The organism is Collinsella aerofaciens, assembly GCF_025289055.1.
Taxonomy (GTDB): Bacteria; Actinomycetota; Coriobacteriia; order Coriobacteriales; family Coriobacteriaceae; genus Collinsella.
On the sequence record NZ_JAESIQ010000010.1, the window covers coordinates 17,192 to 42,049 of the forward strand.

Annotated in this window: 23 protein-coding genes; 3 read left to right on the forward strand and 20 right to left on the reverse strand. The window is 57.8% G+C overall.

Translation table 11 applies throughout. The features are described 5' to 3' along the window. Positions 1-71: 71 nt before the first annotated feature. Both JMJ97_RS04195 and JMJ97_RS04200 read right to left on the reverse strand, forming a co-directional pair. A complete protein-coding gene (locus JMJ97_RS04195; RefSeq protein ID WP_260699278.1) occupies positions 72-683 on the reverse strand; it encodes a DUF1836 domain-containing protein in 612 nt (203 codons plus the stop codon). Positions 684-838: 155 nt separating this feature from the next. Beyond that, a complete protein-coding gene (locus tag JMJ97_RS04200; protein ID WP_260699279.1) occupies positions 839-1,777 on the reverse strand; it encodes an NAD(P)/FAD-dependent oxidoreductase in 939 nt (312 codons plus the stop codon). 117 nt (positions 1,778-1,894) lie between these two features. Between JMJ97_RS04200 and JMJ97_RS04205 the strand changes: the two genes are divergently transcribed. Continuing rightward, positions 1,895-3,196 (forward strand): MGDG synthase family glycosyltransferase, encoded by a 1,302-nt coding sequence (locus JMJ97_RS04205; protein WP_260699280.1) that lies wholly within the window; start codon positions 1,895-1,897, stop codon positions 3,194-3,196. 392 nt (positions 3,197-3,588) lie between these two features. Here JMJ97_RS04205 and dut read toward each other — a convergent pair whose 3' ends face one another. Genes dut through JMJ97_RS04220 form a run of 3 tightly spaced genes read right to left on the reverse strand, consistent with a single transcriptional unit; the run spans position 3,589 to position 4,981 of the window. Beyond that, the gene (dut, locus tag JMJ97_RS04210; protein WP_260699281.1) at positions 3,589-4,032 is read right to left on the reverse strand and encodes a dUTP diphosphatase; all 444 of its coding nucleotides are present in this window, start codon (positions 4,030-4,032) and stop codon (positions 3,589-3,591) included. A 4-nt stretch (positions 4,033-4,036) separates the two neighbouring features. Beyond that, positions 4,037-4,480, reverse strand: coding sequence for a transcriptional regulator NrdR (gene nrdR, locus JMJ97_RS04215; RefSeq protein ID WP_022093781.1), 444 nt, complete (start codon positions 4,478-4,480; stop codon positions 4,037-4,039). A 51-nt stretch (positions 4,481-4,531) separates the two neighbouring features. Continuing rightward, positions 4,532-4,981: a LysM peptidoglycan-binding domain-containing protein gene (locus JMJ97_RS04220; protein WP_260699282.1), complete on the reverse strand. Its 450-nt coding sequence runs from the start codon at positions 4,979-4,981 to the stop codon at positions 4,532-4,534. 163 nt (positions 4,982-5,144) lie between these two features. On the opposite strand from JMJ97_RS04220, the gene lexA reads away from it, so the two are divergent. Continuing rightward, the gene (gene lexA / locus JMJ97_RS04225; RefSeq protein WP_040359862.1) at positions 5,145-5,789 is read left to right on the forward strand and encodes a transcriptional repressor LexA; all 645 of its coding nucleotides are present in this window, start codon (positions 5,145-5,147) and stop codon (positions 5,787-5,789) included. Then, positions 5,789-6,493 carry a heparan-alpha-glucosaminide N-acetyltransferase gene (locus tag JMJ97_RS04230; protein WP_260699283.1) on the forward strand — a complete coding sequence of 235 codons (705 nt, stop codon included), beginning with the start codon at positions 5,789-5,791 and terminating at the stop codon, positions 6,491-6,493. The genes lexA and JMJ97_RS04230 overlap by 1 nt, the downstream gene beginning before the upstream one ends. On the opposite strand, the gene hflX is transcribed toward JMJ97_RS04230, so the two are convergent. From hflX to JMJ97_RS04305, 15 genes are all read right to left on the reverse strand, one after another. After that, positions 6,478-7,767, reverse strand: a complete 1,290-nt coding sequence (gene hflX / locus JMJ97_RS04235; protein WP_260699284.1) for a GTPase HflX — start codon at positions 7,765-7,767, stop codon at positions 6,478-6,480. The genes JMJ97_RS04230 and hflX overlap by 16 nt on opposite strands. Next, complete coding sequence (miaA, locus tag JMJ97_RS04240) at positions 7,767-8,705, reverse strand: tRNA (adenosine(37)-N6)-dimethylallyltransferase MiaA (protein ID WP_260699285.1); 939 nt, start codon at positions 8,703-8,705, stop codon at positions 7,767-7,769. Before miaA ends, hflX begins: the two co-directional genes overlap by 1 nt. Beyond that, complete coding sequence (miaB, locus tag JMJ97_RS04245; RefSeq protein ID WP_260699286.1) at positions 8,705-10,075, reverse strand: tRNA (N6-isopentenyl adenosine(37)-C2)-methylthiotransferase MiaB; 1,371 nt, start codon at positions 10,073-10,075, stop codon at positions 8,705-8,707. Before miaB ends, miaA begins: the two co-directional genes overlap by 1 nt. A gap of 45 nt (positions 10,076-10,120) precedes the next feature. Continuing rightward, positions 10,121-10,438 (reverse strand): stage V sporulation protein S, encoded by a 318-nt coding sequence (locus JMJ97_RS04250; protein ID WP_006235982.1) that lies wholly within the window; start codon positions 10,436-10,438, stop codon positions 10,121-10,123. Positions 10,439-10,512: 74 nt separating this feature from the next. Then, positions 10,513-11,598 (reverse strand): ATP-binding protein, encoded by a 1,086-nt coding sequence (locus JMJ97_RS04255; protein ID WP_006235981.1) that lies wholly within the window; start codon positions 11,596-11,598, stop codon positions 10,513-10,515. A gap of 1 nt (position 11,599) precedes the next feature. Continuing rightward, positions 11,600-13,150, reverse strand: coding sequence for a ribonuclease Y (rny, locus tag JMJ97_RS04260; protein ID WP_117770339.1), 1,551 nt, complete (start codon positions 13,148-13,150; stop codon positions 11,600-11,602). A 257-nt stretch (positions 13,151-13,407) separates the two neighbouring features. Continuing rightward, the gene (locus JMJ97_RS04265; RefSeq protein WP_260699287.1) at positions 13,408-14,100 is read right to left on the reverse strand and encodes a regulatory protein RecX; all 693 of its coding nucleotides are present in this window, start codon (positions 14,098-14,100) and stop codon (positions 13,408-13,410) included. An 11-nt stretch (positions 14,101-14,111) separates the two neighbouring features. Then, the gene (gene recA, locus JMJ97_RS04270) at positions 14,112-15,260 is read right to left on the reverse strand and encodes a recombinase RecA (protein ID WP_022094695.1); all 1,149 of its coding nucleotides are present in this window, start codon (positions 15,258-15,260) and stop codon (positions 14,112-14,114) included. Between the two features lie 257 nt (positions 15,261-15,517). Then, a complete protein-coding gene (locus JMJ97_RS04275) occupies positions 15,518-16,048 on the reverse strand; it encodes a CinA family protein (RefSeq protein WP_260699288.1) in 531 nt (176 codons plus the stop codon). A 12-nt stretch (positions 16,049-16,060) separates the two neighbouring features. After that, a complete protein-coding gene (gene pgsA / locus JMJ97_RS04280; RefSeq protein ID WP_422110716.1) occupies positions 16,061-16,609 on the reverse strand; it encodes a CDP-diacylglycerol--glycerol-3-phosphate 3-phosphatidyltransferase in 549 nt (182 codons plus the stop codon). A 99-nt stretch (positions 16,610-16,708) separates the two neighbouring features. Further along, a complete protein-coding gene (rimO, locus tag JMJ97_RS04285; protein ID WP_022094698.1) occupies positions 16,709-18,058 on the reverse strand; it encodes a 30S ribosomal protein S12 methylthiotransferase RimO in 1,350 nt (449 codons plus the stop codon). A 27-nt stretch (positions 18,059-18,085) separates the two neighbouring features. Continuing rightward, complete coding sequence (locus tag JMJ97_RS04290; RefSeq protein WP_022094699.1) at positions 18,086-18,583, reverse strand: YajQ family cyclic di-GMP-binding protein; 498 nt, start codon at positions 18,581-18,583, stop codon at positions 18,086-18,088. A 26-nt stretch (positions 18,584-18,609) separates the two neighbouring features. Further along, positions 18,610-20,121: a RodZ domain-containing protein gene (locus tag JMJ97_RS04295; protein WP_260699290.1), complete on the reverse strand. Its 1,512-nt coding sequence runs from the start codon at positions 20,119-20,121 to the stop codon at positions 18,610-18,612. Then, the gene (locus JMJ97_RS04300; protein WP_260699291.1) at positions 20,121-22,901 is read right to left on the reverse strand and encodes an FtsK/SpoIIIE family DNA translocase; all 2,781 of its coding nucleotides are present in this window, start codon (positions 22,899-22,901) and stop codon (positions 20,121-20,123) included. Before JMJ97_RS04300 ends, JMJ97_RS04295 begins: the two co-directional genes overlap by 1 nt. A 1-nt stretch (position 22,902) precedes the next feature. Next, complete coding sequence (locus tag JMJ97_RS04305) at positions 22,903-24,573, reverse strand: ribonuclease J (protein ID WP_006235967.1); 1,671 nt, start codon at positions 24,571-24,573, stop codon at positions 22,903-22,905. Positions 24,574-24,858: the final 285 nt, after the last annotated feature.

Genomic DNA, 24,858 nt, shown 5'->3' on the forward strand with positions numbered 1-24,858 from the left:
AGTCCAACCAGCAAAATACGGGCGGGACAAAGCGACAGATGGCTCTTTGTCCCGCCCGTTTTATACGTCGGCTAGCTATTAAACCCGTTGAACTTGAGATAGCTCATCAGGTACGCTTTCGAAACAAAGGATGAAACCGCGCTGCGCACAAGCAGCGACTCACGCGTTACCTGATGCGCCGTATCGGGAACCGGCGTCTGCTCGACAGAAAACGCCGAACGAATCGATGCCTCGAGCTGATCGACCACATAGTCGAAGGCCGTCGGGGCATCGTAGCTCAAACGCTGAATGTTAAAGAGCGCCTGCACCGCAGCAATAGGTAGCACCTGCTTAAAGATGCAGATAGCGATCAGGCGGGCAATCTGCTCGCGACCATACTGCTTTTTGACCGGAGCAGGCACCAGGCCGACCTTCACGTAGTTATTGATCATCGATGGCGTAATGATAGGCTGCTCAACGCAAATGGACAGCGGCTCCATCCAAAGCGCAACATACTCAATAACCTGGTCGCGGTAGAGTGTCACATTGGGCAACTGGTCATAGCGCGGCAGACTCAACGTATTGAGTTTGCGCACGATATCGGACTGAATAAATGCATCGGGCAGCACAGTGGGCTGAATATCCTCAGGCTTAATGCTGACCGACGAACCGGACATCGGGATAACGCGTTTGGCGTGGTTCATAAGGATCCTCCGTTCATTAGCTATATTGTATTCTAGGTTATCTAGTTTTGCATACTATATAGCAGGAAAGTAAAAGAGGCTGGACAGCACATTGATGCACCGTCCAACCACTTTGTTTTAAAGATAGCAACCTTACATAAGATATATTATCGTACTTATCTACGGAGAAATGCGTATGCGCTGGTTGCCGCTATGGCTCCGTCAGAAACCGCGGTCACAACCTGGCGCAAACGCTTGGAACGGATATCGCCAGCGGCAAATAGACCTGGCGTGCGGGTCGCCATGGATTCATCAGTCAGAATGCCGCCATCAGGCGCCAGATCGACTAGATGCTCGACAAGTTCGGTATGGGGTTGCGTCCCGGTATAGACAAAGATGCCGAAAGAGCCGGGCTCAAATGACTCGGTATGAATTTCCCCGGATGAATTGTCCTTAAAGGCGATCGTCGTTGGCATGGCTTCGCCCGAGAGCTCCACAATACTAGTTTGGTACCTAACTGTAATATTGTCCTTTTCGAGTACTTTCTGAACAACACCATCGGGCGCACGGAACTGGTCGCGGCGCAGCACGATGGTCACACTGCTGGCAATGTCTGACAGGAACAATGCCTCTTCGCATGCCGAATTGCCACCACCGATTACAAAGACCTGTTTGCCGCGGAAGAACATGCCGTCACATGTTGCGCAATATGAAACGCCACGACCGCGATAGGTATCCTCGCCAGCGAAACCTGCCGGACGCGGGGTGGCACCCATGCAAGCGATAACGCTCGAGGCCAGCGTATCGCCCATGTCGTGATGCACCGTAAACAGCGCTGCATCGGCATCGTAATCGATACCCGTAACCATGCTCCATGCGACCTGCGCTCCCAGGCCCTCTGCATGCTGCTGAAAACGCTCGCCGAGTTCGGCACCACTCAAGAGCGGAATGCCCGGATAGTTCTCGACTTCATTGGTCGTGGCGATCTGACCACCCGACATGCCCTGCTCAATAACGGTCGTCATCAGGTTGGCACGCGCAGCGTAAATGGCGGCAGCATAGCCCGCGGGGCCTCCACCGATAATCGCAACATCAATCGGCTGATCGGTAGTCATGAAGAATCCTCTCGTCGAAACGTTGTCGTTCTTTGCGCTCATACCCAAATTTACGTGAACATGACACTCATGCACTACAATGTTAAATCGCGTAACAAAGCTGAAGGGGAGTTATCGATGGATCAAACGCAGACGGGCAATAGCGCTCCCCTGCCCATGCAAGCTACTCCCCAACCGGAGCAAATGACCGTTTCACCTGCACAAAAACCCCTAGTAACCATTGTGCACGCATCGGTTGGATCGGGCCACAAAGCCGCCGCCAACGCGATTGCACAAGCATTTGACCTTATCCGCGGCACCAAGGGAATCCCTGAGGATATTGAGATCGAAGTCCTGGATATCCTCGATTTTGGACGCATTAGGTTCGATGGTAATAAAACAGCAGCGTCGTTTACCGGCGCCACGCGTCCCATTTACGACCTGACCTGGCGATATACGCTTACGGGACATCTTCTCTGGGGTGGCGGCACGGCATGGTCGCGAATTATGTTCCCCGCCTTCAACGAATATATTCGTCGCCGCAGGCCTATAGCCGTGGTCGCAACGCACATCACAGCAGCCAATGTTGCCGTGGGCGCCCGCGTCATCACGGGTATCGATTACCCGGTCATCTGCGTACCAACAGACTATGAAGTCGAAGGCTTTTGGCCCCACAAGGACACCGACCTGTTCTGCGTGGCCAACGAGTTTATGGCCGAAACGCTGCGCCCGCGCAAAGTTCCCGAGTCAAGGATCCGCATAACGGGCATCCCCATCCGAGCCGGTTTCGATTCAGATTACAAACGAGAAGATGAGCTCAGCAAGTTCAATCTCCCCATAGACAAAACCGTCGTATTGGTGATGGCCGGCGCCAGTTTGCCCCAACCATACGTGCGTTTCCGTGCCGCGATGGACCACACGCTCCCCTTCTTACGCAGCTTTGAGGACATGCACTTTGTCTTTTTACCGGGCAAGGATAAGGAATACGCCACCCGACTCAAGACGCTCTTCGACGCCATGAAGCTCGACAACGTGACGGTACTGGACTACGTAGATGACATGGCGGCCCTCATGCACGGCTGCGACCTGGCAATCCTCAAATCGGGCGGACTCACCGTCACCGAGTGCCTGTGTGCTCATCTGCCGATGATCCTGCTGGGCAAGTCCTATGGCCAGGAAAAGGCCAACACCACCATGCTTACCGGCATGGGCGCCAGCATGCACGTCACCACGGCACGAGAGCTCATCGTAACCCTGCGCCACCTGCACGACCATCCCGAATCACTCAAAGCCCTACTCATCAACGGCGAAGTACTACGCCGCCCCCACGCAGCGGAGGACATCGCTATCGCAACCATGGAGCTCGTAGGCAAACCCCAAAAGCGCAAACGAGCCTTCTGCCGCTTCTACTGGGGCGGAAAACCCGCGCATATCCGCTAGTCGAATGTCCGCCGCTCTGCCGGAGCCGCCCTTATATCATTCCATGCTCAAACATTATCGCTTCGCTGCGAAACTGCGCGTGGAACGATATAAGGGCGGCTCCGGCAGAGCGGCTGCGTTTACTTACTAGCAGCTACTTCGGTATCCCCTCCATTAGAACCTGCAAAGGTAAAACAGGAAAATATAAATACAGTAAGCCGATGCTACAAAGGGACAGCCCCTTTGTCGCATCGGCTTACTAGAAAAGTAAATATTGTTTCAAGCGAGTAGCCACCCGCCCGCCTCTCACACATATCGTTCCACGCGCAGTTTCGCAGCGAGCGAAGCGAAGCGAGAATGTTTGAGCATGGAATGATATGTGTGAGAGGCGGGAGGGAGGGATATGAGCGCCCCTAGGCGACGCCGCTGGAGCCGAAGCCTCCGTTGCCTCGGTCGGTTTCGTCTAGTTCTTCTACTTCTACGAGGTTAACCGTGGGGACTTCTTGGATGACGAGTTGGGCTATGCGGTCGCCTTTGTTGATTTGGATGTTGTTGGAGGGATCCAGGTTGATGAGGATAACCTTGAGTTCTCCTCGGTAGTGGGCGTCGATGAGGCCCGGTGTGTTGACTATAGACAGGCCCTGCTTGATGGCGAGACCGCTGCGGGGCTGGACGAAGCCGGCGTAGCCATCGGGCAGTGCGATAGCCAGCCCAGTAGAGACCAGACGACGTTCGAAAGGCTTCAGGACGCAGTCCTCGTTGGAGCGCAGATCCAAGCCGGCATCGGTGGGATGGGCGTATTTGGGAAGCTCGACGGTGGGATCGAGACGCTTTATGTTGAGGGTAATGTTGGACATGGAATCACCTTAGCTTGTCGAGCTCTTGCAGAAACTCATCGACGTCTTTGAAATCGCGGTAGACCGAGGCAAAGCGGATGTACGCCACCTTGTCGATCTTGGCCAAGCGTTTGAGCACCATGTCACCCAACTCATGGGACGTGACGGCCGTCAGCGTGCGAGAGCGCAGCTCCACCTCGATGTCGTCGATAATCTCATTGAGCTTCTTAGTGTCGATATCGCGCTTGATGGTGGCGCGCATCAAGCCGACGAGCAGCTTATTGCGATCGAACCGCTGCTTGGTTCCGTCCGACTTAATGACCTCGATTGGGTCTTCGCATCGCTCGAACGTTGTAAAGCGGTAATTACACGAGCAACATTCGCGACGGCGCTTAATGGTGTTATTTGACTCCTGCATACGGGAATCAACGACGCGGGTATGTGCCTTGCCGCATTTAGGACAGCGCATGGTACCTCCTCTTAAACGATAACAAGGGTACCATGCGCAGCGCGATAATGATTACGAACGAGCAGGAACCTTAAGATGCGCACCGGCGGCGAGCGAACCATGCTCCAGATGATTGACGTTACGGATCATGTCGGAAGTCTCTTGCGTGGAAAGGCCTTCGATTGGATATTCCTCGGCAAGCGACCAAAGAGAATCACCAGGCTGAACGCGAATGGTCTCGTAGGTAACGTTGGAAACGGACTCGGCATACGCGGCGTGACGAGCGCTAAAGACCGACGTAGCGAGGACAAAAAAGAGCGTGAGCGCAACGGCGACGGCAACAATCGTCGAGACCTTCAGGGCAGCGGGAGTCGGCGCGGCAACAGCATACTGAGTGCGAGCAGACTTTACGGGCAAAGGCTGATAACCGGAACGTCCACCCTTGACAACAGTAAAAGCGGGCGCGGTAGGCGTCTCGAGCTTAAGGGCGAGGTTTCCCTGGACCATATTCGTTGCGTTCATCATGTTCTCCTCTCGCGTGTTTTGCTGAGAACAGTTTTATCAAGCCGCGCGGACAAAAATGTCTAGCGCGAGAACGAATGTTCGGTTATTATTATCTTCGAACAGTTGTTCCTGTCAAGCAAAATTCGAACATTTGTTTGACATGGGTAGAGAGGATGCCCTGATGGCTCGCAAAATTACCAAGCGCCAGCAGCAAATTTACGACTTCATCAAGGAATATCAGCAGGAGAAGGGTTATCCGCCCAGCGTACGCGAGATGGCTTCTGCCGTGGGCCTATCCTCCCCCAGCACCGTGCACGCCCATCTATCTGCTCTGGAGGCGCGCGGGCTACTCAAGCGCGATGCCACCAAACCGCGCGCCCTGGAACTCTTTAACGAGGACGGTTCCTCTGTCTCAATTTCTAAATCTGACGAGCCCACCGCACCTCGCGGAACGGTCTCGCTACCGCTCGTTGGTCGCGTCGCGGCTGGGATTCCCATTCTGGCCGAGCAGAATATCGAAGACACTTTTACTATCCCGACCGAAATCGCCACCGATCAGGGTTCCTTTATCCTTGAGGTGCATGGGAGCTCAATGATCAATGTCGGCATCTTCAATGGCGATTACATCATTGTCCGTGAACAAAAGAGTGCCATGAACGGCGAAATTGTCGTGGCCATGATTGATGGTTCAGCGACCGTCAAGACGTTCTACAAGGAGCAGGGACGCGTACGCCTGCAGCCCGAGAATGACACCATGGAGCCTATCTATGCAACGAATCCCGTTATCTTGGGCAAAGTCGTCGGCTTGATGCGCCGGTTCTCGTAATGCAAAAACGCATCACCATCTTTGATACCGTCCGCGGGTTTACGATGATTTCAATGGCAGGTTTTCACGCTTGCTACGATCTCGCCTACCTGTACGACTGGGATATGCCCTGGTTTACCCAGACCGTCTTTCAAGACATCTGGCGCGCCAGCATCAGCTGGGTATTTTTGTTTATCGCGGGTTGGATGTGCACCCTTTCGCGCAACAATATCAAACGTGCCGCCAAATACGCCTTAGCAGCACTCGTCGTCTGGCTGGCAACAACACTTGTCTCAGTCGACGATTCGGTTAATTTTGGCATCATCTACTGCATGGCCGCATGTACCGGCATCGTGGCGTTGACCGACCCCGTCCTTAAGAAGATATCGGCGAGATGGGGCATGTCCCTATGCCTTGTGTTGTTTGCCCTCACCTGGAGCATCCCCAAAACGATCTACCCTGTCCCCTACCTGGCGTGGCTGGGATTTCCAAGCCCTGGGTTTGTCTCAGGTGATTACTACCCCATCATCCCGTTTATCTTTATGTATCTTGCAGGATACTTCGCCGCACATATAGCGCAGGGAATCGATAAGACCGCCCCAAGCTGGGCCTACGCCAATCCCGTCCCGGAGCTCGCCAGCCTTGGACGTCATGCACTCCCCTTTTATCTGCTGCATCAACCCATCATTCTGGGCATTTTGGAGCTCGTCTACTCGGTGCGATAACGCTCGAGCCGCGGCGCGATACGGGCCGGCAGCTTCGCCACAATGCGAACGCCGTCCTCAAGATATTCCTCATGCAAAAGGGTTCCCTGCTCATGCACCAGCGTGATGAGGGCGCCCTCGCGATACGGGATATCAGCAGAGAGCAACACATCGGTAGCAGCCGCCTCACGAGCAATACGGTCGACGAGATCGTCGAGTCCCTCGCCCGTCTGGGCCGAGAACAGCACGGCCTCGGGATAGCGACGACGGAAACTCAATCGATCAACGCTATCGAGAAGATCGATTTTATTAAACACCGTAAGCGTCAAACGCTCGCCGGCACCGATCTCGTCAAGAACGCGATCGACTGCCTCGAGCTGGCGCTCATAGTCCTCGTCAGAGGCATCCACAACTTTAAGGATCAGATCGGCACCAAGAACCTCAGACAGCGTGGACTTAAAGGCATCAACGAGACCATGCGGCAGCTTTTGAATAAAGCCGACCGTATCGGTAATGGTCATGCCGCGACCGCCGGGAAGACGATACGAGCGCGTCGTCGGGTCGAGCGTAGCAAACAGCTTGTCCTGCGAAAGTACCGTAGAGCCGGTCAGACGATTGAGCAACGTCGATTTACCGGCATTGGTATAACCGGCTAACGCGACGCGAAACGCCGGTGACTCAATGCGGCTCTTGGATTGAACATCGCGACGCTGTTCAACCTGCTTGAGCTCACGACGAAGCGCAGCGATCTTATTACGAATAAGGCGACGGTCGACCTCGAGCTGGCTTTCACCCTGACCAAAGCGTGAGCCGATGCCGCCGCGCGTCTGTTCCTTGGCGAGATGGCTCCACATGCCACGCAGACGAGGCAACAGATATTGAAGCTGTGCCAGCTGTACCTGTAGGCGTCCCTCACGCGTCTGAGCATGCAGGCCAAAAATATCCAAGATCAGTGCCGTACGATCGATAATCTTTACCGGCTCGCCCACGGCTTTCTCCAAATAGGATTGCTGCGAGGGCGTCAGGTCGTCGTCAAAAATAACGACATCGGCATCCATGCGATGCACCAGGCCGCACAGCTCTTCAACCTTACCGGAACCGATAAACGATTTAGGATACGGCTTTACCAAACGCTGTGACAAGCGTGCCACGCACTGGGCACCAGCCGTGTGGGCAAGACGCTCCAGCTCATCAAGCGAGCGATCGAGCGGCCATTCATTGTCGCGCCACTCAACACCAACTAATATGGCACGCTCGGGCTCGGGTGCCGTGGGAACAAGGGGGAAACGGGCCATTAGGCAGCCTCAATACGATGCAGGATGTCCTCAACGACCTCATCGATCGTAAACTCGTCCATATCAAACCACACGATACGGTCATCGCGCTTAAACCACGAAAGCTGACGTTTGGCATAGCGACGCGAACGCATCTTGATGAGTTCGCGAGCCTCATCCATAGAAATCACGCCATTGAAAGCATCAATGATCTCTTTATAGCCAATTGCCTGCATCGAAGTCAGGGCATCTCCCAGCCCCTGTTCCATAAGACCGCGAACCTCATCGACAAGACCCTGTTCAAACATCAGATCGACACGCAGGTTAATGCGCTCGTAGAGCACCTCGCGATTACGCGTCAGACCAAACCATAGAGCATGATAATGCTCGCGCGGAACACTAAACTGACTTTTTTGCCTTGCATAGGAGATACCATCATCATGCATCTCGAGCGCACGAATCACACGGCGCACGTTATGGGGATGAATAACAGCAGCCGATTCTGGGTCGCGCTCAGCAAGCAGGGCATGCAGTTCTTCCTCGCCAATACGCTCGGCAAGCTCCTGATAGCCCACACGGCGATCGTCCTCAAGTTCACCCGAGGGAAAGTCCATCTCATCGAGGGCGGCCTTGAGATACAGCCCCGTACCTCCGCAAAAAACCGGCAGACAACCCGAACCAAGGAGACGTTCAACATGTGCGCGAGCGTCAGCCTGATAAAGCGCAGCAGAATATGCCACACCCGGATCTACAATGTCGACGAGACGCAGCGGCGCCGTACACTCATCGGGCGTCATCTTTGCGGTACCGATGTCCATGCCGCGATAGATTTGCATCGCATCGCACGACAGCACTTCGGACGAAAGACGAGCGGCCAAACGGTCGGCAACATCACTCTTACCAACCGCCGTCGGACCGACGATCGCAACGGCGGAAAGACCTGCCCCGGGAGAAACCATTAGCGCGGCTCGCCCACAACGGAGCCGGACAAATACCAGGTCTTGGCAACGTCAACGTCAACATCAACGATCTTGCCAACAAGCTGATCTATACTGTAACCCTCGGGAATAGGCGCATGCACGGTCTGATTCTTAGGACTCTTGCCCAGCAGGACCGCGTCGTTCTTTTTACTCGTTCCCTCAATGAGCGCCGGCACCACAGTATGAAGCTCACCCTGGTTATACTCGTGCGCCGTAGTCTCGATAACCTTAACCAGGCGGTTGAAACGCTCGAGAATAACCTCATGCGGCGTAGGATCGTCAATCTCTGCGGCCGGGGTACCGGCGCGCTTGGAATAGATGAAGGTATAGGCCTGGGCATAGCGGACCGTCTCGGCAAGCGAGAGCGTCTGCTCAAAATCTTCTTCAGTCTCGCCTGGGAAGCCGACGATAATGTCGGTCGAGAGCGCGATATCGGGCATACGGTTGCGAATGCGATCGACCAGGCCCAAATAGTCCTCGCGTGTATAACGGCGATTCATCTCTTTGAGGATCCGCGTCGAACCTGACTGGACGGCCAAGTGCAGCTGCGGCATAACGGCAGGCGTCTCGGCCATAGCGTCGATGGTCTCAGGCAACAGGTCCTTGGGATGCGAAGACGTAAAGAAGATGCGCTCCACACCCGTATCGCCCACGGCACGCAGCAGATCGGCAAAACGCGGCTTGCCAAACAGATCGCGACCATATGAGTTAACGTTTTGGCCTAGCAGCGTAATCTCACGCACGCCCTGGCGCACCAAACCAGTCACCTCGTCGACAATCTCCTCGAAGGGGCGGCTCTTTTCGCGACCGCGCACGTACGGCACGATGCAATAGGTGCAGAAATTATTGCAGCCCGTCATGATGGGCACCCAGGCGTGATACTGGGTCTCGCGATGCCACGGCATGCTCATGGCATCCGTATCCTCATGCTCATTGGTGCGGATATGACGCTTGCCGTCAAGGAACGCCTCGGCAATGAGCTCGGCCACATGTGCGATAGAATGCGTGCCAAAGATGACATTGACGTTATCGACGTTGGTGAGCAGGCCCTCGCCATCACGCTGCGCAATGCAGCCGCCCACGGCAACCACGCGCTTGCCCGAAGGCGAAGGCGGCAGGCTTTTGCAGGAATTGCACTGACCGTACAGGCGAGTATCGGCGGCCTCACGCACACAGCATGTCATGAAGACAACGATATCGGCATGCGAGGGATCGAGCGCCATGAGACAGCCATACGAATCAAGCAGACCGCTCACGCGCTCGGAGTCGTGCTGATTCATCTGGCAGCCAAAGGTGCGGATAAAGTAGGTTTTACCGGCAAGAATATCGCGTACGGAACGCTGATCCATGTGCATAAGTCCTAACGTTGGGGAGCGAAACGAGGCAAGCAGAAGCTATGCCACAGGCTTAACATCATCCATGACGACGTTATCCATAGCAGCTCGATTGATCTGGTGAACGTAGATAGAAAGGCGGATGGCCGTGCGCGACTCCCCGTTAATGAGGATGTCGGAGAACACGGGCGCGCAGGAAATATCAAAACCGGTTGGGATCAAAAAACCGCGCGCGATGGCAACGGCCTTAATGGCCTGGTTGACAGCACCGGCGCCGACACACTGGATGTTGACGGGTACACCATCCTTGACCATGCCGGCGATGGCGCCGGCAACGGACGCGGGCGATGATTTGCTTGATACCTTCAGGCAATCCATGAAGAAACTCCTGCGTTTAAAAGTACGTTTTAACTGCAATAACTGTATCGTACCGAGAGGACACGGTAAAGATGCTATTCCTCTTTGGCAAGATCGAAGGTCACAGTGATTCGATCACGCGAAACACGAATCTTTGGGTCGCCGCAAAGGTTGAGATAGTACCTGGCGGCAAGGTCATTGAAGTCCCGCTCCACAGCACGCGAAAACTGTGCCATGTCATCCTTGGCAATACGTAGCCCGCGACGATCCTTCGCGAGATCGACAGGAGCCGGCGCATGCGAGGACGAATCACGCTCGCGCAGCAGACGCGCGGTCACACCGCGAACGGGCTTAATCTGCCCTGCCAAAATGCGATGTGCCGTGCGCTCGGACATCTCAAGACCCAAACCCGAGCAGATACGGATAAAGTCCTCGGCATCAGAGGCAAGGCCTAAACGATCGACAACCGGAAGCTCGCTCTCGTCATCAATGAACAGGAGACGCGACGTATCGAGCCGACTTGACGCCTGAGCATAAAGGGTCGCGGCAATCTCAGACGGAGAACCAAGATAGACATCGCAACCACGCAACTCCTCGAGCGCAAACTCACAAGCAGCGCGAATAATATTATGCGGACCGCGAGCACAGACATAACGTCCATCCTCATCCTTGACGGCCTGGGGCCAGCTGGACTGATCGGCACGCTCGCTGAGGCGGTCGGCCGCAACGCTCACCTTAAAGGCCGAGCCAAGATCGACACCGGACGTGACCACACGGGCCTCGTCGGTGTTCTGCTTGATCGAAAACAATGCCATGCCACGACCGTGAACGCCCCAACGGTCCATCTTCATGCTCTCGAGCTTGGAGGTAACGCGGGCATCGAAGATTCGCTCTTGCATATCCTGCGGAACGCCCGAACCGTTATCCAGAAAGACAAGCGTGCGGACGCCATCTTCCTTGGTCGTAGCGAGATAGACTTTGTCGGCGCCAGCATCGCGAGCATTACGGAGCATTTCAATGACGATATCCTCGACATGCTGAATGTCGTGCTTTGCCTGGCGCCTCTCGGCCTCCGAAACGCGGAGGCGGACATAACCCTCGCCAAGGTTCTCCTCGACGCGAAGGTTGCCCTCCCCCGACATCGACGCGATAAATGAGATGAGCTCGTTCGCGTCGCTCATGTTATTTAGCGATATCGACAGCGCGGCTCTCGCGAATCACGACGACGCGCACCTGACCGGGATACTCCATCTCTTCCTCGATCTGATGGGCGATATCGTGAGCCAGGACCGTGGACTGGGCATCGGAGATCTTGTCCGGCTGAACCATGACGTGGACCTCGCGACCAGCCTGCATGGCATAGGTACGCTCGACGCCTTCATGGGAGTTGGCAATCTCCTCGAGCTTCTCAAGACGCTTGATGTAGTTCTCGGCAGACTCGCGACGGGCACCGGGGCGAGAGGCGGAGACGGCATCGGCCGCCTGTACCAGGACATCGAGCACCGTGTTGGGGTCGACATCGGCATGGTGAGCCTCGATAGCGTGAACGATAACGGGCTTCTCGCCATAACGGCGGGCAAGCTCGGCGCCGATGACGGCATGCGGGCCCTCGACGTCGTGGTCGATTGCCTTGCCCAGGTCGTGCAGCAGGCCGGCGCGCTTAGCGGTCACAACGTCCAGGCCAAGCTCGGAAGCCATCACGCCGCACAGGTCAGAGACTTCGAGGGAGTGCTGAAGCACATTCTGACCAAACGAGGTACGGTAGCGCAGGGCACCAAGGGTCTTGACGATCTCGGGGTGCAGGTCGTGGATACCGGTATCAAAGGCAGCCTGCTCGCCAGCCTCGCGCACGCGCTGCTGAACCAGGTCGGCAGCCTTGTGATACATCTCCTCAATGCGGGCGGGGTGAATGCGGCCGTCGGCGATGAGGTTCTCGAGGGCAACACGGGCGGTCTCACGACGGACCGGGTCGAAGCTCGAAAGAACGACGGTCTCAGGCGTGTCGTCGATCACGAGGTTGACGCCGGAAACCTGCTCGAAGGTCCGGATGTTGCGACCCTCGCGACCGATGATACGGCCCTTGAGGTCATCAGAGGGAATGTGCACGGAGGTAACGGTGACCTCGGCTGTGTGGTCGGCAGCGCAGCGCTGAATCGCCAGGGACAGAATCTCCTGGGCGGTCTTGTGGCACTCGGCGCGAACCTGCTGCTCGGACTCGCGAATGATCGTGGCAGCCTCGTGGGTGACCTCGCCGCGAACCTTATCGAGGAGCTCCTTGTGGGCGTCCTCACGGGTCAGGTCGGCGATACGCTCGAGCTCGGAGGTCTGCTTGGCGCAGAGCTCCTCAAGCTCGCGGGAGCGCTTCTCGACCTGACCGGCCTGGCTGGACAGCTGGTGCTCACGCTTGTCGAGAGCGTCGTTTCGGCGATCAAGGGACTCCTCGCGCTGCATCACACGGTTCTCGAGCGTACGAATCTCGCTCTTACGCTGCTTGTCCTCGGCCTCGGCGGCCTGCTTGTTCTTGATGATCTCCTCTTTAGCCTCGAGCAGAGCCTCTTTTTTGAGGGTCTCGGCCTGACGCTTAGCATCACCGATCAGGGACTCAGCCTGTGCGTGTGCCGACTGGATCTTTTCGTCGGCCTCGTGAAGACTACCCTGCTTGGCGGTGCGCATGTAGGCAATGGCGGCGATGGCACCCAAAACGATGCCAACGAGCGCTGCGATGATAGGCATGCTCACTCCTTTTTATGGATTCGTTACACAACAAAGCGAACCGTCCTTACGAACGGCTCGCGACATTTGAGTAATATGGGCGCAGCTTATGCGGGTCGGATACAGATAAACATATAAACAAACTCATCACAGATGAGCACATATCACAAAGCAAATGACAGTGTTTATCGTACGTTGAACCACAACAACTGTCAAATAAATGGCCCCGGCACGGCGGCTAAAACACGGTGAACGGCAGGGCCACAAAACGCATACGCCTAAACCGCACATTCCTCGCGTTCGGCATCGAGACGTGCCTTAACGGCATCGGCGGCGACGTGATACGAGAAGCCCTTGCCCATCAAAAACCGAACCAGTTTTTCGAATGCGCGCGTCTCTGGAACACGCCGCTTGGCGAGCAGGGCTGACGCACGCGCCAAATCGTCTTCGACGGCAAAATAATCCTCGGGATAACCGGGAATGTCATCGAGCACGACATGACGGCGCTTGAGCTCGGTCTCGATTTTGCGCTGTCCCCAACCGCGCCGCTTGCGCTCCTCGATAAAGTACGAGCAAAAGCGGCTCTCGTCTAAAAAACGATACTCGGTGGCGCGCTCGACGGCGAAATCGATCGCAGGCTGGTGAAAGCCGTAGCGAGCCAGCTTGTCACGGACCTCACCCGTCGCATGGTCGCGGCGCGATAACATCTCGGTCACCATGGTAAGTGCACATTTACGCTCAATGAGCTGCACCGCCTCACGGAAGTTGTCCCAATCACAGGGAAGATCGGGGCGGTTTTTGACATACAGCCGCGCGACCCGCACGGGAATCCAAATGGACCGCTCAAAACCGCCCTCAAGCTCACAATCGATATGTGCGCAAGGCTTTTTGGACGCATACCCGCTCGAGAACGAGGAGACCGCCTTCTTATCGGGAAAGACGACCGTGGCCTCGGTCACCGTATACGACATGAGCGTAACCGCTACTCGTCGTCATCATCGAGCATGGCGGAACCATCGATGGCGTAAAGCTCGTCAAACTCCTCAGGCGCAGGCTGATCGGTCAGCTCGACCTCGGACGGAGCATCGTCATCAAACTCAAGTCCACAGGCAAGGCGGACCTTATGCTCAATCTCGTCGGCACAATCGGGGTGTTCGCGCAGGAACGCCTTGGCGGCCTCGCGACCGTTGCCGAGCTTATCCTCGCCATAGGCAAACCAGGAGCCCATCTTCTTGCAAATGCCGCACTCGACAGCCATGTCCAGAATCGAGCCCTCCTTAGAGATGCCCGTACCGTACATGATGTCGAACTCAGCAGAACGGAACGGAGCTGCCACCTTGTTCTTAACGACCTTGGCGCGCACGCGGTTACCGATAACCTCGTCCTTAAGCTTAATGCTGTCGATGCGGCGAATGTCGATACGCACCGAAGAGAAGAACTTAAGGGCGCGGCCGCCCGTCGTGGTCTCGGGGTTGCCGAACATGACGCCGATCTTCTCACGCAGCTGGTTAATGAAGATGCACGTCGTGTTGGACTTGGACAGCGAGCCGGCGAGCTTGCGGAGCGCCTGGCTCATCAGGCGAGCCTGAAGACCGACCGTAGTGTCGCCGATTTCTCCCTCGATCTCGGCACGCGGGGTCAGCGCAGCGACGGAGTCAACGACGATGGCATCGATGGCGCCGGAACGCACGAGCATGTCAACGATCTCGAGCGCCTGCTCACCCGTATCGGGCTGGGAAATGAGCACCTCGTCGATATCCACGCCGATGCGTGCGGCATACGTGGGATCGAGCGCATGCTCGGCATCGATAAATGCCACAACGCCACCCATTGCCTGGGCCTCGGCCAGGATCTCGAGCGAAAGCGTCGTCTTACCGGAGGACTCAGGACCGTAAATCTCGACGATACGGCCGCGCGGCACGCCGCCGATACCCAGCGCGGCATCGAGGGCCAGGGCGCCCGTGGGAATGGCCTCGACCTCGAGCTCGGGGCCACCATCGCCGTACCTCATGATGGAACCCTGGCCGAATTTCTTCTCGATCTCGGCCTTGGTGGTGGCGATCATCTCATCGCGCTCTTTACCCGTCGTGCGAGCATGAACGGTACGTACGGGACCTGAATTCTTGGCCATGAATAGCCCTCCTCTTAACAACCTGCATCGATAATAAACGAACGGCTGTTCGTGGTCAACCGTTCAGGCCAATCATATGCAGGCAGTCTTTCCAAAACCAAACCAAACGCCGACCAAACACTGACCAAATGCTTGACCACAAAGGGCCAAATAAGAGCAAAGAAGGCGAGAATACATCTATAACCAGCACAAACGCTAAATTTGTCAGAGGTCCCTATCTCCACAATTAAGGGGCCCGGAGGCCCCTTAAAACACGTCTATTCCATAGAATCGAGCACGCAGACAATGCGACCCAGTGCCTCCGCGACCGCATGGGCACGAACACACGAACGGTCGCCCTCATAGTGGCAACGCACAGAGTCCACGACCGGCACGCCCCCATCGGCGGAACGATACGCCCAGCCAATATAGAAAGTGCCAGCCGGATCGTCCTCAGTGCCACCGCTGGGGCCGGCATAACCCGTTGCGCTCACTGCAATATCGCTCTGGTACAGCTCCAGCGAACCCACCGCCATCTCACGCGCAGTCTGATGCGACACCGCGGTATAGCGGTCGAGCGTCTCCTGCTCAACACCAAGAACGCGATGCTTAATCTCATCGCAATAGGTCACCGCACCGCCGCGCAGCACCGCCGACGCACCCGGGATATCGGCAATCGTCGAGGCGATCATACCCGCCGTCAGCGACTCAGCCGTCGAAACCGTCACGCCCCGAGCGCTCGCGCGCTCGACAATATCACGCGCCAGCTCCTCGTTATGTGCGGAAATCTGCTCAAAAGAGTCCGTCATACCCACCAGGACCTAGACCGAAAAGACGATCTTGCGGCAGTTCCAGAAGTACTGGGCGCCCGAGATAACGGTCAGGACAACGGCAACGGCGTACAAGAAGCGCGACACCGAGTAGATGCCGAGCGTCAGCGCCACCGGGCCAAGGTGCAAGCCGGCCATAGCAAAAACGCACAGGTAACCGCAGATGGAGACCATCGTGGTTGCCGTCTTGTACTTGCCGAGCTTATCGGCCGCAACGACCACACCCGCCGCACTCGCGACCATGCGAAGGGCGCTCACCAGAAGCTCACGGAACAGGATAATGAACACCGACCACACGGTCACCGCGCCAAAATCCAAGAACAGCAGCAGGGCCGAGAACACGAGCAGCTTATCGGCGATGGGGTCCAAGAATTTACCGAAGTCGGTGATCTCATTGCGCGAACGCGCCAGATAACCGTCGACCTTATCGGTGAACGACAGGATCACATACAGAATGAAGGCAGCGGCGGCGAGCGGGCCGTCGAAGGTGCTCCAATCCGTACCGGCAACACTCGTGTGAGAAAGCGCCGACACGATCATGAACACCGGGATAAAGACGATGCGAACGCACGTCACGATGTTGGCGGGCGTCCAGACACTCGTCAGTTCCTTATTGCTCTCGTTTGCCACGACGCTCTCCTACTCCACAACATGACCGATAAGCTCATAGCAGAAGCTATCGGTAAACTCGACAGTCAGAATATCGCCCACGGACGCCTCGCTGGCGTCCAGATGCACCGCTCCATCGGAATCGGGCGCCTGGAACCAGGCATGGCCGATCAGCTCGGCGCCGTCCTCGGTCTCTTCGATACCGTCGACGATCACCTGGGCGCGCTCGCCCACATGGGCGGCGGTGGCGGCAAAGCCGAGCGACTCGGCCAGGTCCATGGCCTCCTGGGCGCGCTCGAGCTTAACCTCCTCATCGACCTGACCCTCCATCTTAGCGGCCAGGCTGCCCTCCTCCTGCGAGTATGCAAAGACGCTCGTGTAGTCAAAGCCGACGGTGTCCATAAAGTCGATAAGGTCGCGGAACTCGTCGTCGGTCTCGGTCGGGAAGCCGACCATGGCCGTGGAACGAATCACGATGCCGGGGATGCGCTCGCGAAGGTCGCGGAACAGATCCTCGAGCTCCTGGCGCGAACCGGAGCGACGCATGGCCTTGAGAATGCGCGCGTCGCAGTGCTGCACGGGGATATCGATATAGGGCAGCACCTCGGGCGTATCGCGAATCGTCTCGATGAGTTCGTCAGTCATGCCCTCAGGCTGCAGATAGAGCACGCGGACCCAGACGTTGTGCGGGCGCACGGCCTCGGCGACGGCACGCAGCAGCTGCGCCAGATTGCGCGGCGAGCCATCGGCGACGTCCTCGTCGGCAAAGTCGGTACCCCAGATGCCCGTGTCCTGGCCGATCAGCACGATCTCGCGCACACCGCCGGCAACCAGGTCGCGCACCTCGGAGATGATGCTCTCGGCATTGCGCGAATGATAGCGACCGCGAATATAGGGGATCATGCAGAAGCTGCAGAAGCGGTTGCAGCCATCGGAAATCTTGACGTAGGCGACAGCACCCTCGACGGTACGTTTGACCTGCGGGATATAGGCAGCAATCTCGCGCTCGACGCCCAGCACGCCATCGATGACCGCCACGATGCCGTCCTCCTCGTCGGCCTTCACAAAGGCAGCGACCTCGGGCAACTCGTCAGGCAGGTCATCGCCATAGCGCGACGGCACGCAACCGCACATAACGATGGGGCAAGAACGAACACCGTCCTGAACCTCGTTGGCGAGTTCGAGCGTGGTCTCGATGCTCTCGGACGTTGCGGAGGCGAGGAACGAGCAAGTATTGACGATAGCGATATCGGCATCCTGCGGGTCGAATGCCTCCTCGTAGCCCGCGGCGGTCAAAAGAGAACGCATACGGTCGGTGTCAACCTCGTTCTTAGCGCACCCGAGGGTGATGTAGAGCACGGAGCCCAAAGGTGTATCCATGTTGGAGAGCGGTCCTTTCGATTGATATTAGCGGTAGTTGGTGAACTGCAGCGGCTGGCCGTAGTCCTGGTCGCGCAGGAACTGGATCACGGTCTGCAACGCGTCCTTCGAAGCAGAGGAAACACGCAGCTTATCTGCCTCGATGGTCACCTTGACCTTGAGCTTTTGGTCCTTGATGTCCTTGTTGATCTTCTTGGCGGTCGCCTGGTCGATACCCTCGACGATATGGCCGAGCACGCGCACGGTGCCGCCCGACGCCGCCTGCGGAGCATCCCACGAGACAGCCTTGAGGTCGATGCCGCGCTTGATGAGCTTGGAGCTCAACACGTCGATAATCTGTTTGGAGACAAAGTCGGCCGGGGCGTTGATCGTAAAGAGCTTGTCGCCCTTCGAAAGCTCGATCGTGGCGCCGGAATCCTTAAGGTCATAGCGCTGGGAAATCTCGCGCGTGGTCTGCTGGAAGGCGTTGTCGACCTCTTGCATGTTGACCTCGGACACGACGTCGAAGCTGGAATCTTTAGCCATGATGTTTCCTTTCGCGTACGAGCGGCTTAGTAGCTATCGTACGAATAGTCGGTAGAATCGGTGGGCGTCTGACCGTCAGATGCGGTATCGGCGCCATCCGTGGACTGGGCATCGGTGCCGTCGGTGGTGTCGGTACCATCGGTGGTGTCGGTACCATCAGAACTTTCACCATTCTCGGAATCAGTCGTCTCCTTCTTGGGAACGGTGATCGTCACACGCGCCACGCCCGAGGTCTTGGTATCGTAACGGACCTTTTCGCCGTTCTTGGTAACGGTGACATCGGAAGGCTTGGACGTGGTGATCTCGATCGAGGACTCGGGCGTGTACTCCTGCTCAAAGGGGCCAGTCGCCTGGGCGCCATAGACCGACTTTCCGTCGACCTTGACCTCAATCCACGCGGTCTTTCCCTTGGCAACGGAGACCTTGACCTTCGTGACCTCGTTCTCTTCCTTCTTGGCCGTCGTCTTGGTGGCGTCCGAATCAGTCGACTCATCCGTCGCCTCATCGGTGTCTTCATCCTCGTCGACCGTTTCGGTCTTCTTAGAAGACTTCTTAGTCGTCGTCTTGGTGGCAGTGGGCGTCTCGGGCGTGGTCTCGGGCGCCGAAGATGCGCAGCCGCGCAGAAGCACCACGATGAGCACAATCAACAGCAACGCCACGGCACCGATGCCGGCGTAGACGATACGCGGATCGAGCCCGTTGTTTTGAGGAGCACGTGATCCGCCGCGTCCACGACTGGAACTGTTGCGGCCGCCTCCCTGAGGCATACGACCACGATTGCTATCGGAACGGCCGCGATAGCCACCCTGGCCCTGAAGGCTGCGCTGACCCGAGCGGGGCGCAAGTTCACCGCGGCCTTGATAGCCACGCTGGCCCGAACGCGGAGCCGAAGAGCGCTGGCCATACGGCTGTGATTGAGAGCGAAGACGCGGCGTCACCTGCGTGGTATCGGCATCCGCATAGCCACCGCGAGAGCGTCCGGTGGAGACACCACGGTAACCGCGATCAGAATAGCCGCCGTCGCCGTAGCCGGCACGAGGGTCACGCGCCACGCCGCGGGCAGCGGGAAGTGCACGGTCCTCGGGCATCGGCGTACTGCGGAACCGGTCACGCTGTGAGCGAATCTCCTCGCCTGAACCCGTCTCGGTAATATAACCGGCCTGCTGAGGACGCTGTCCATAGCGGGTCGAACGACCGCCCTGAACCATCAGGAAGCGCCCGTTATCGACCGAGGAACGTGAATTGACGTAGCCGGCGGCGTCCTGAAAACGACCGCCCTGCTGCGACGTCTCACGTTCGTATGCCATCAGGTCGTCAAAGTAGGCATTGACGACCTCGCGCGGATTGAGGCCCAAAAAGCGAGCATAGCTCGAAATCATGCCCTGCGCATAGCCGCGCGGCGGCATCGAAGCAAAGTTACCGGTCTCGAAAAACTCGATGATCTGCGGCCTGATTTTGATGGTGTTGGCGACCTGCTGAATGGAAAGGCCCATTCGGCGACGCTGCTCGAGCAGCATGTCACCAAAGCGTGCAGCCATCAGAATCCTCCAAACTCACGATCTTCACGTGCCATCTCGGCGTCGACAGACTCCAGCGCGGCAAGCCCCTCCTCGTCCAACAGGACCTCGCGCGGCTTAGAACCGTCGGGCGGGCCGACGACACCCTTTTCTTCCAGCATGTCCATAATACGCCCGGCACGCGCATAGCCAACCTTCAGACGACGTTGCAGGCCAGATGTGGAGCCAAGCTGCGATTCCACCACAATATGGGCGGCTTCCCAAATGAGCGGATCATCGTCTTGCGGCTCGGCGACTCCGGTGCGGACAATGCCGCCGCCACCCGCCATGGACATGGAAGCGGGCGCCACGGCAGACAGGATCTCCTCGTGGTAGTCGGGCTCGCTCTGCGACTTGACGAACTCGACAATCTCGTTGATTTCGTCGTCCGAGACAAAGCAGCCCTGGATACGGCGAGGCTTGCCCCAGTCGACCTTGGAGAACAGCATGTCGCCCAAACCGGTGAGCTTTTCGGCACCCATCTGGTCGATGATGACGCGCGAGTCGATGCCCGTGGCAACGTTAAAGGCGATACGGTTGGTGATGTTGGCCTTAATGAGGCCCGTCACCACGTTGGAGCTCGGGCGCTGCGTGGCCACGATAAGGTGGATACCGGCGGCACGGCCCAGCTGAGCAATACGCACGATCGAGGCCTCGACATCCTTACCGGCGACCATCATCAGGTCCGAGAGCTCGTCAATGATGATGACCAAGTAGGGCATCTTTTGCGGCGGGTTGTCGTAATGCTCAAACTCGCCGGCGGCCTGCTTTTCGTTATAGGTCGAAATCTTACGAACGTTAAGGCGCTCGAAGACCTTCAGGCGACGCTCCATCTCGGACACGGCCCATTGCAGAGCGCTCGCGGCCTGCTTGGGCTCGGTCACTACAGGCACGTAAAGATGCGGCAGACCGTTATAGCCCGCAAGCTCGACGCGCTTGGGGTCGACCATGATCAGGCGAACGTCCTCGGGAAGGGCGCGCATGAGCAGGGTCGTGATGATGGAGTTGATCATGACCGACTTGCCGGAACCCGTGGTACCGGCAATCAACAGGTGGGGCATCTTGGCAAGGTCGGCGACGACCGGCGTGCCCTCGGCGTCGCGGCCGATGGCGAGCTCGAGCGGACCGCCCTTCACATAGGGCAGCACGTCGCCCAGGTTGACGTTCTGGCGCTTGCGGTTGGGAATCTCGATGCCCACGAGCGAGGTGCCGGGGATCGGGGCAAAGATACGCACCGACTGGGCAGCGAGCGAAAGCGCGATATCGTCCTCGAGGCTCGAAATCTTACTCACGCGCTCGCCCTCGCCGGGCTGAAGCTTAAAGGTCGTAACCGTGGGGCCGGCGATCCAGCCGACCACGCGGGCACTGCGGCCAAACTCAAGCAAGGTGGATTGCAGTGACTCGGCAGTCTGTTCCAGCTCCTTGTCCGAAGACGCGGAGGACGCCGACTGCGGGTTGGCATGCAGGATCTCGAGCGGCGGAAGCTTGAGGCCGTCCTCTTCTTCGCCCTCGTTATCTGCGGCGCCGCCGTCCGCTCCCCCATCGCTAGCCGCAGCCGATTCGACAGCACTCGAGGCAGACGCATCGGCAACCTTGGGATGCTTCAAGAAGTCGGGGATCTGAGGTGCTGCCGAGACAGGATTCACGGCAAACGGCGGCTCGGACTCGTCGATCTTATCGGGGTCGTCTTCCATCGAAAGCTGACCGGTTACCTGGTCGCGCTTTGCATGGCGGCGCGGCAGCAAAGTTGTCTTTGCGGTCTCAATCGGAGCCTCGTCATCCTCGTCATCGCCCTCGGTGAGCTCAATCTCGCTATCGGACCAAGACGGGTCGGGCTCGCTTGTATTGAGCTTAGGCGCAGCCTTGCCCTTCTTGGCATGGCGGCGCGGCAGCAGCGTCGTCTTAGCGCGCTCAGCCTCAACCGACTCGGACACGTCGACAAACGGATTCTCGTCCTCGTCGTCATCGTCCAAAACCGGGTCCACATCGTTGCCCATGACCGTGGTCACGGCAGCATCGGAGCCCTTTTGACGAAGAATGCTCAGGTGCGGACGGGCAACGCCGGGCACCGACAGGGCTTCGTCGTCACCCCACGGGCTGGCGTTGACATCGGCACGACGGCGCTCGACAAAATCGGCCGCACGGTCGCGAGCAGAGCGCAAAACGCCGCCAACCGAAAAGCCGATGATGACCAAGCCCACGACGACAAAGCCCAACAGGACTACCATCGCGATAGGCTTACCCAGGGCATTCTGCAGCGCACTCGCAATAAACGCACCGATGTAGCCACCCGAGGCGGACAAATTTTGCGGCGTGAACATAAGGTCACAAGAAACACTCGTACCCGGCACCATCAGCGAAAGAATGGAGACGACGGCGATAAAGACCACGGCGCCGCCCGCAACAGAGCGTACGTTGAGCGGCGAGTCCTCGCCTAAAAAGAGCGTGGCGGCAAACAGCAAAATGACGATCGGCAGCACGTAGGCGCCCAGACCAAAGCCCAGGTGGTAGAAACCGGCAACCGCAGCCGTAACAGGTGCGGTCGCCGGCGAAATCACGGCAATGAAGGACGCAATCGCCAAAACGGCGATGACCACGCCGGCGATATCACGGTTGGCCGAGGGCTCAACCAAAGGCTCAAAATCGTCGAAGTCCGCCTCGTGGCCCTTATTGGCACGCAGATGGGAACCGGCACCCTTAGCAGATGCCGGTTGATTATTGGCCTTATTGCCTTTGGCGTTTTGTGCAGATCCACGCGCCAAACTAAACCTCCATGACGACCGGGATGATCATCGGACGGGTGCGCGTACGGCTCCAGATAAAGTTAGAGAGCGAATCGCGCACGGCCTTACGAATAGCATCGGAACCGCTGCTCGTAAAGCTGAACTTGCCCTTCTCGATCGTCTTCATGATAGACGCGGAGGCATCCTCAGAGAACTGGTCGTCGATGGCAAACGAGACGCCGCGGCCCGAGAACTCGATGGCCTCGATCTTCTTGTGTTTAAGCGAGACGATGGCAACAGCGGTAACCATACCGTCATTGGCGAGCTTCTGACGATCGCGCAAGACGATGGGGTCGGTATCGCCGATACGAAGGCCGTCGACGTAGACGACGCCGGACTCGACGGGCGTACCGCGCTTGACGATACCGCCGCGCATCTCGAGCGTGTCGCCGTTATCGAGGATAAAGATGTGATCATCCTTGATGCCCATCTTGCGGGCCAGCTGAGCATGGGCGCGCAGATGCACGGCCTCACCGTGAACCGGCATAAAGTACGTGGGCTTGGCCATGGCCATCAGGAGCTTAAGCTCCTCCTGGCTGCCGTGACCCGAGACGTGGACAAGAGCACGGTTCTTATCCCACACGTCGCAGCCGAGCTTGGCCAAGCTGTTGACGACCTGCTGAACGGCTTTCTCGTTGCCGGGAACGGGAGTTGCCGAGAGGATGACGGTATCGCCCTCGTGGATGGAAAGCGTCTTGTGCTCGCCGTTGGCCATACGGGACAGGGCCGACAGCGGCTCGCCCTGCGAACCGGTGCACATGACGACGATCTTGTCGTCGGGCAGGTTATCGATATCGAAGGCATCGATAATATCGGCGTCGTCGATGTTGAGGTAGCCCAGCTCGCGCGCCACGCGGGTGTTAGTGAGCATGGAGCGACCGGTCACAACGACCTTACGGCCGCACTTGCGGGCAGCATCGCAGATCTGCTGCAAACGATGAATGTGACTCGAGAACGACGCGACGAACACGCGACCCGGGGCGTTCTTGATGGCGTGCAGCAAGTTGGGACCGACCTCGGCCTCGGACTTGGTAAAGCCGGGAACCGTGGCGTTGGTAGAGTCGGAAAGCAGCAGGTCGATGCCCTGCTTGGCAAAGCGGCTGATAGCGGCATAGTCGGGCGTGACACCATCGATGGGCGTCTGGTCAAGCTTAAAGTCGCCCGTGTGCATAACGGTGCCCTGGTTGGTGCGAATGAACACGCCCAGAGCGCCGGGGATGGAGTGCGTCATCGAGAAGAAGTCGAGTGAGATGCCGCCGAGGTTGACATGGCTGCCGCCCTTGACCTCGCGGAACTTGGGTGCGCGGATGCGGAACTCGGAAAGCTTGCCTTCGATAAAGCCAAGCGTCAGCTTGCTCGAGAAGATGGGCACCTTATTGTTGAGGTCCTGCAGCAGATACGGAAGCGAACCGGTGTGGTCCTCGTGGCCGTGGGTGACGACGATACCGCGGAGCTTCTCCTCGTTCTCCAGGACATAGGTGTAGTCAGGAAGCACCAGGTCGATACCGGGCTGGGAGTCATCCGGGAACATGAGACCGGCGTCGACGAGCACCATGTCGTCGCCGCACTCGAAGACCGTCATGTTCTTGCCGATGCCGTCAAGGCCACCGAGCGGAATGATCTTCAAGGGAGATGATTTTTTAGCTGCCATAGGTTAGTGTGGTTTCCTTTCTTCGAAACGGGTCTGGAACAACCGGCGGGGCGCTTCTGGCAAACCGACCGCCGGGAACGTACAAACATGCATCATAGAGTCGACGCAGTAACCACAGTATGATACCCATTTGCCCACCAACAGACCACCCATGCATCAAAGCCCCATCTGAACTGGTCCATCCCGCCGGTTTCCCGTGGGGCGGGCACTGATGAAGTTTCCTGCTCTACAGTCCTGCTCACGACGGAGGCCACATTAAGTGGCCTCCTGTTCGTGCGGAACTCG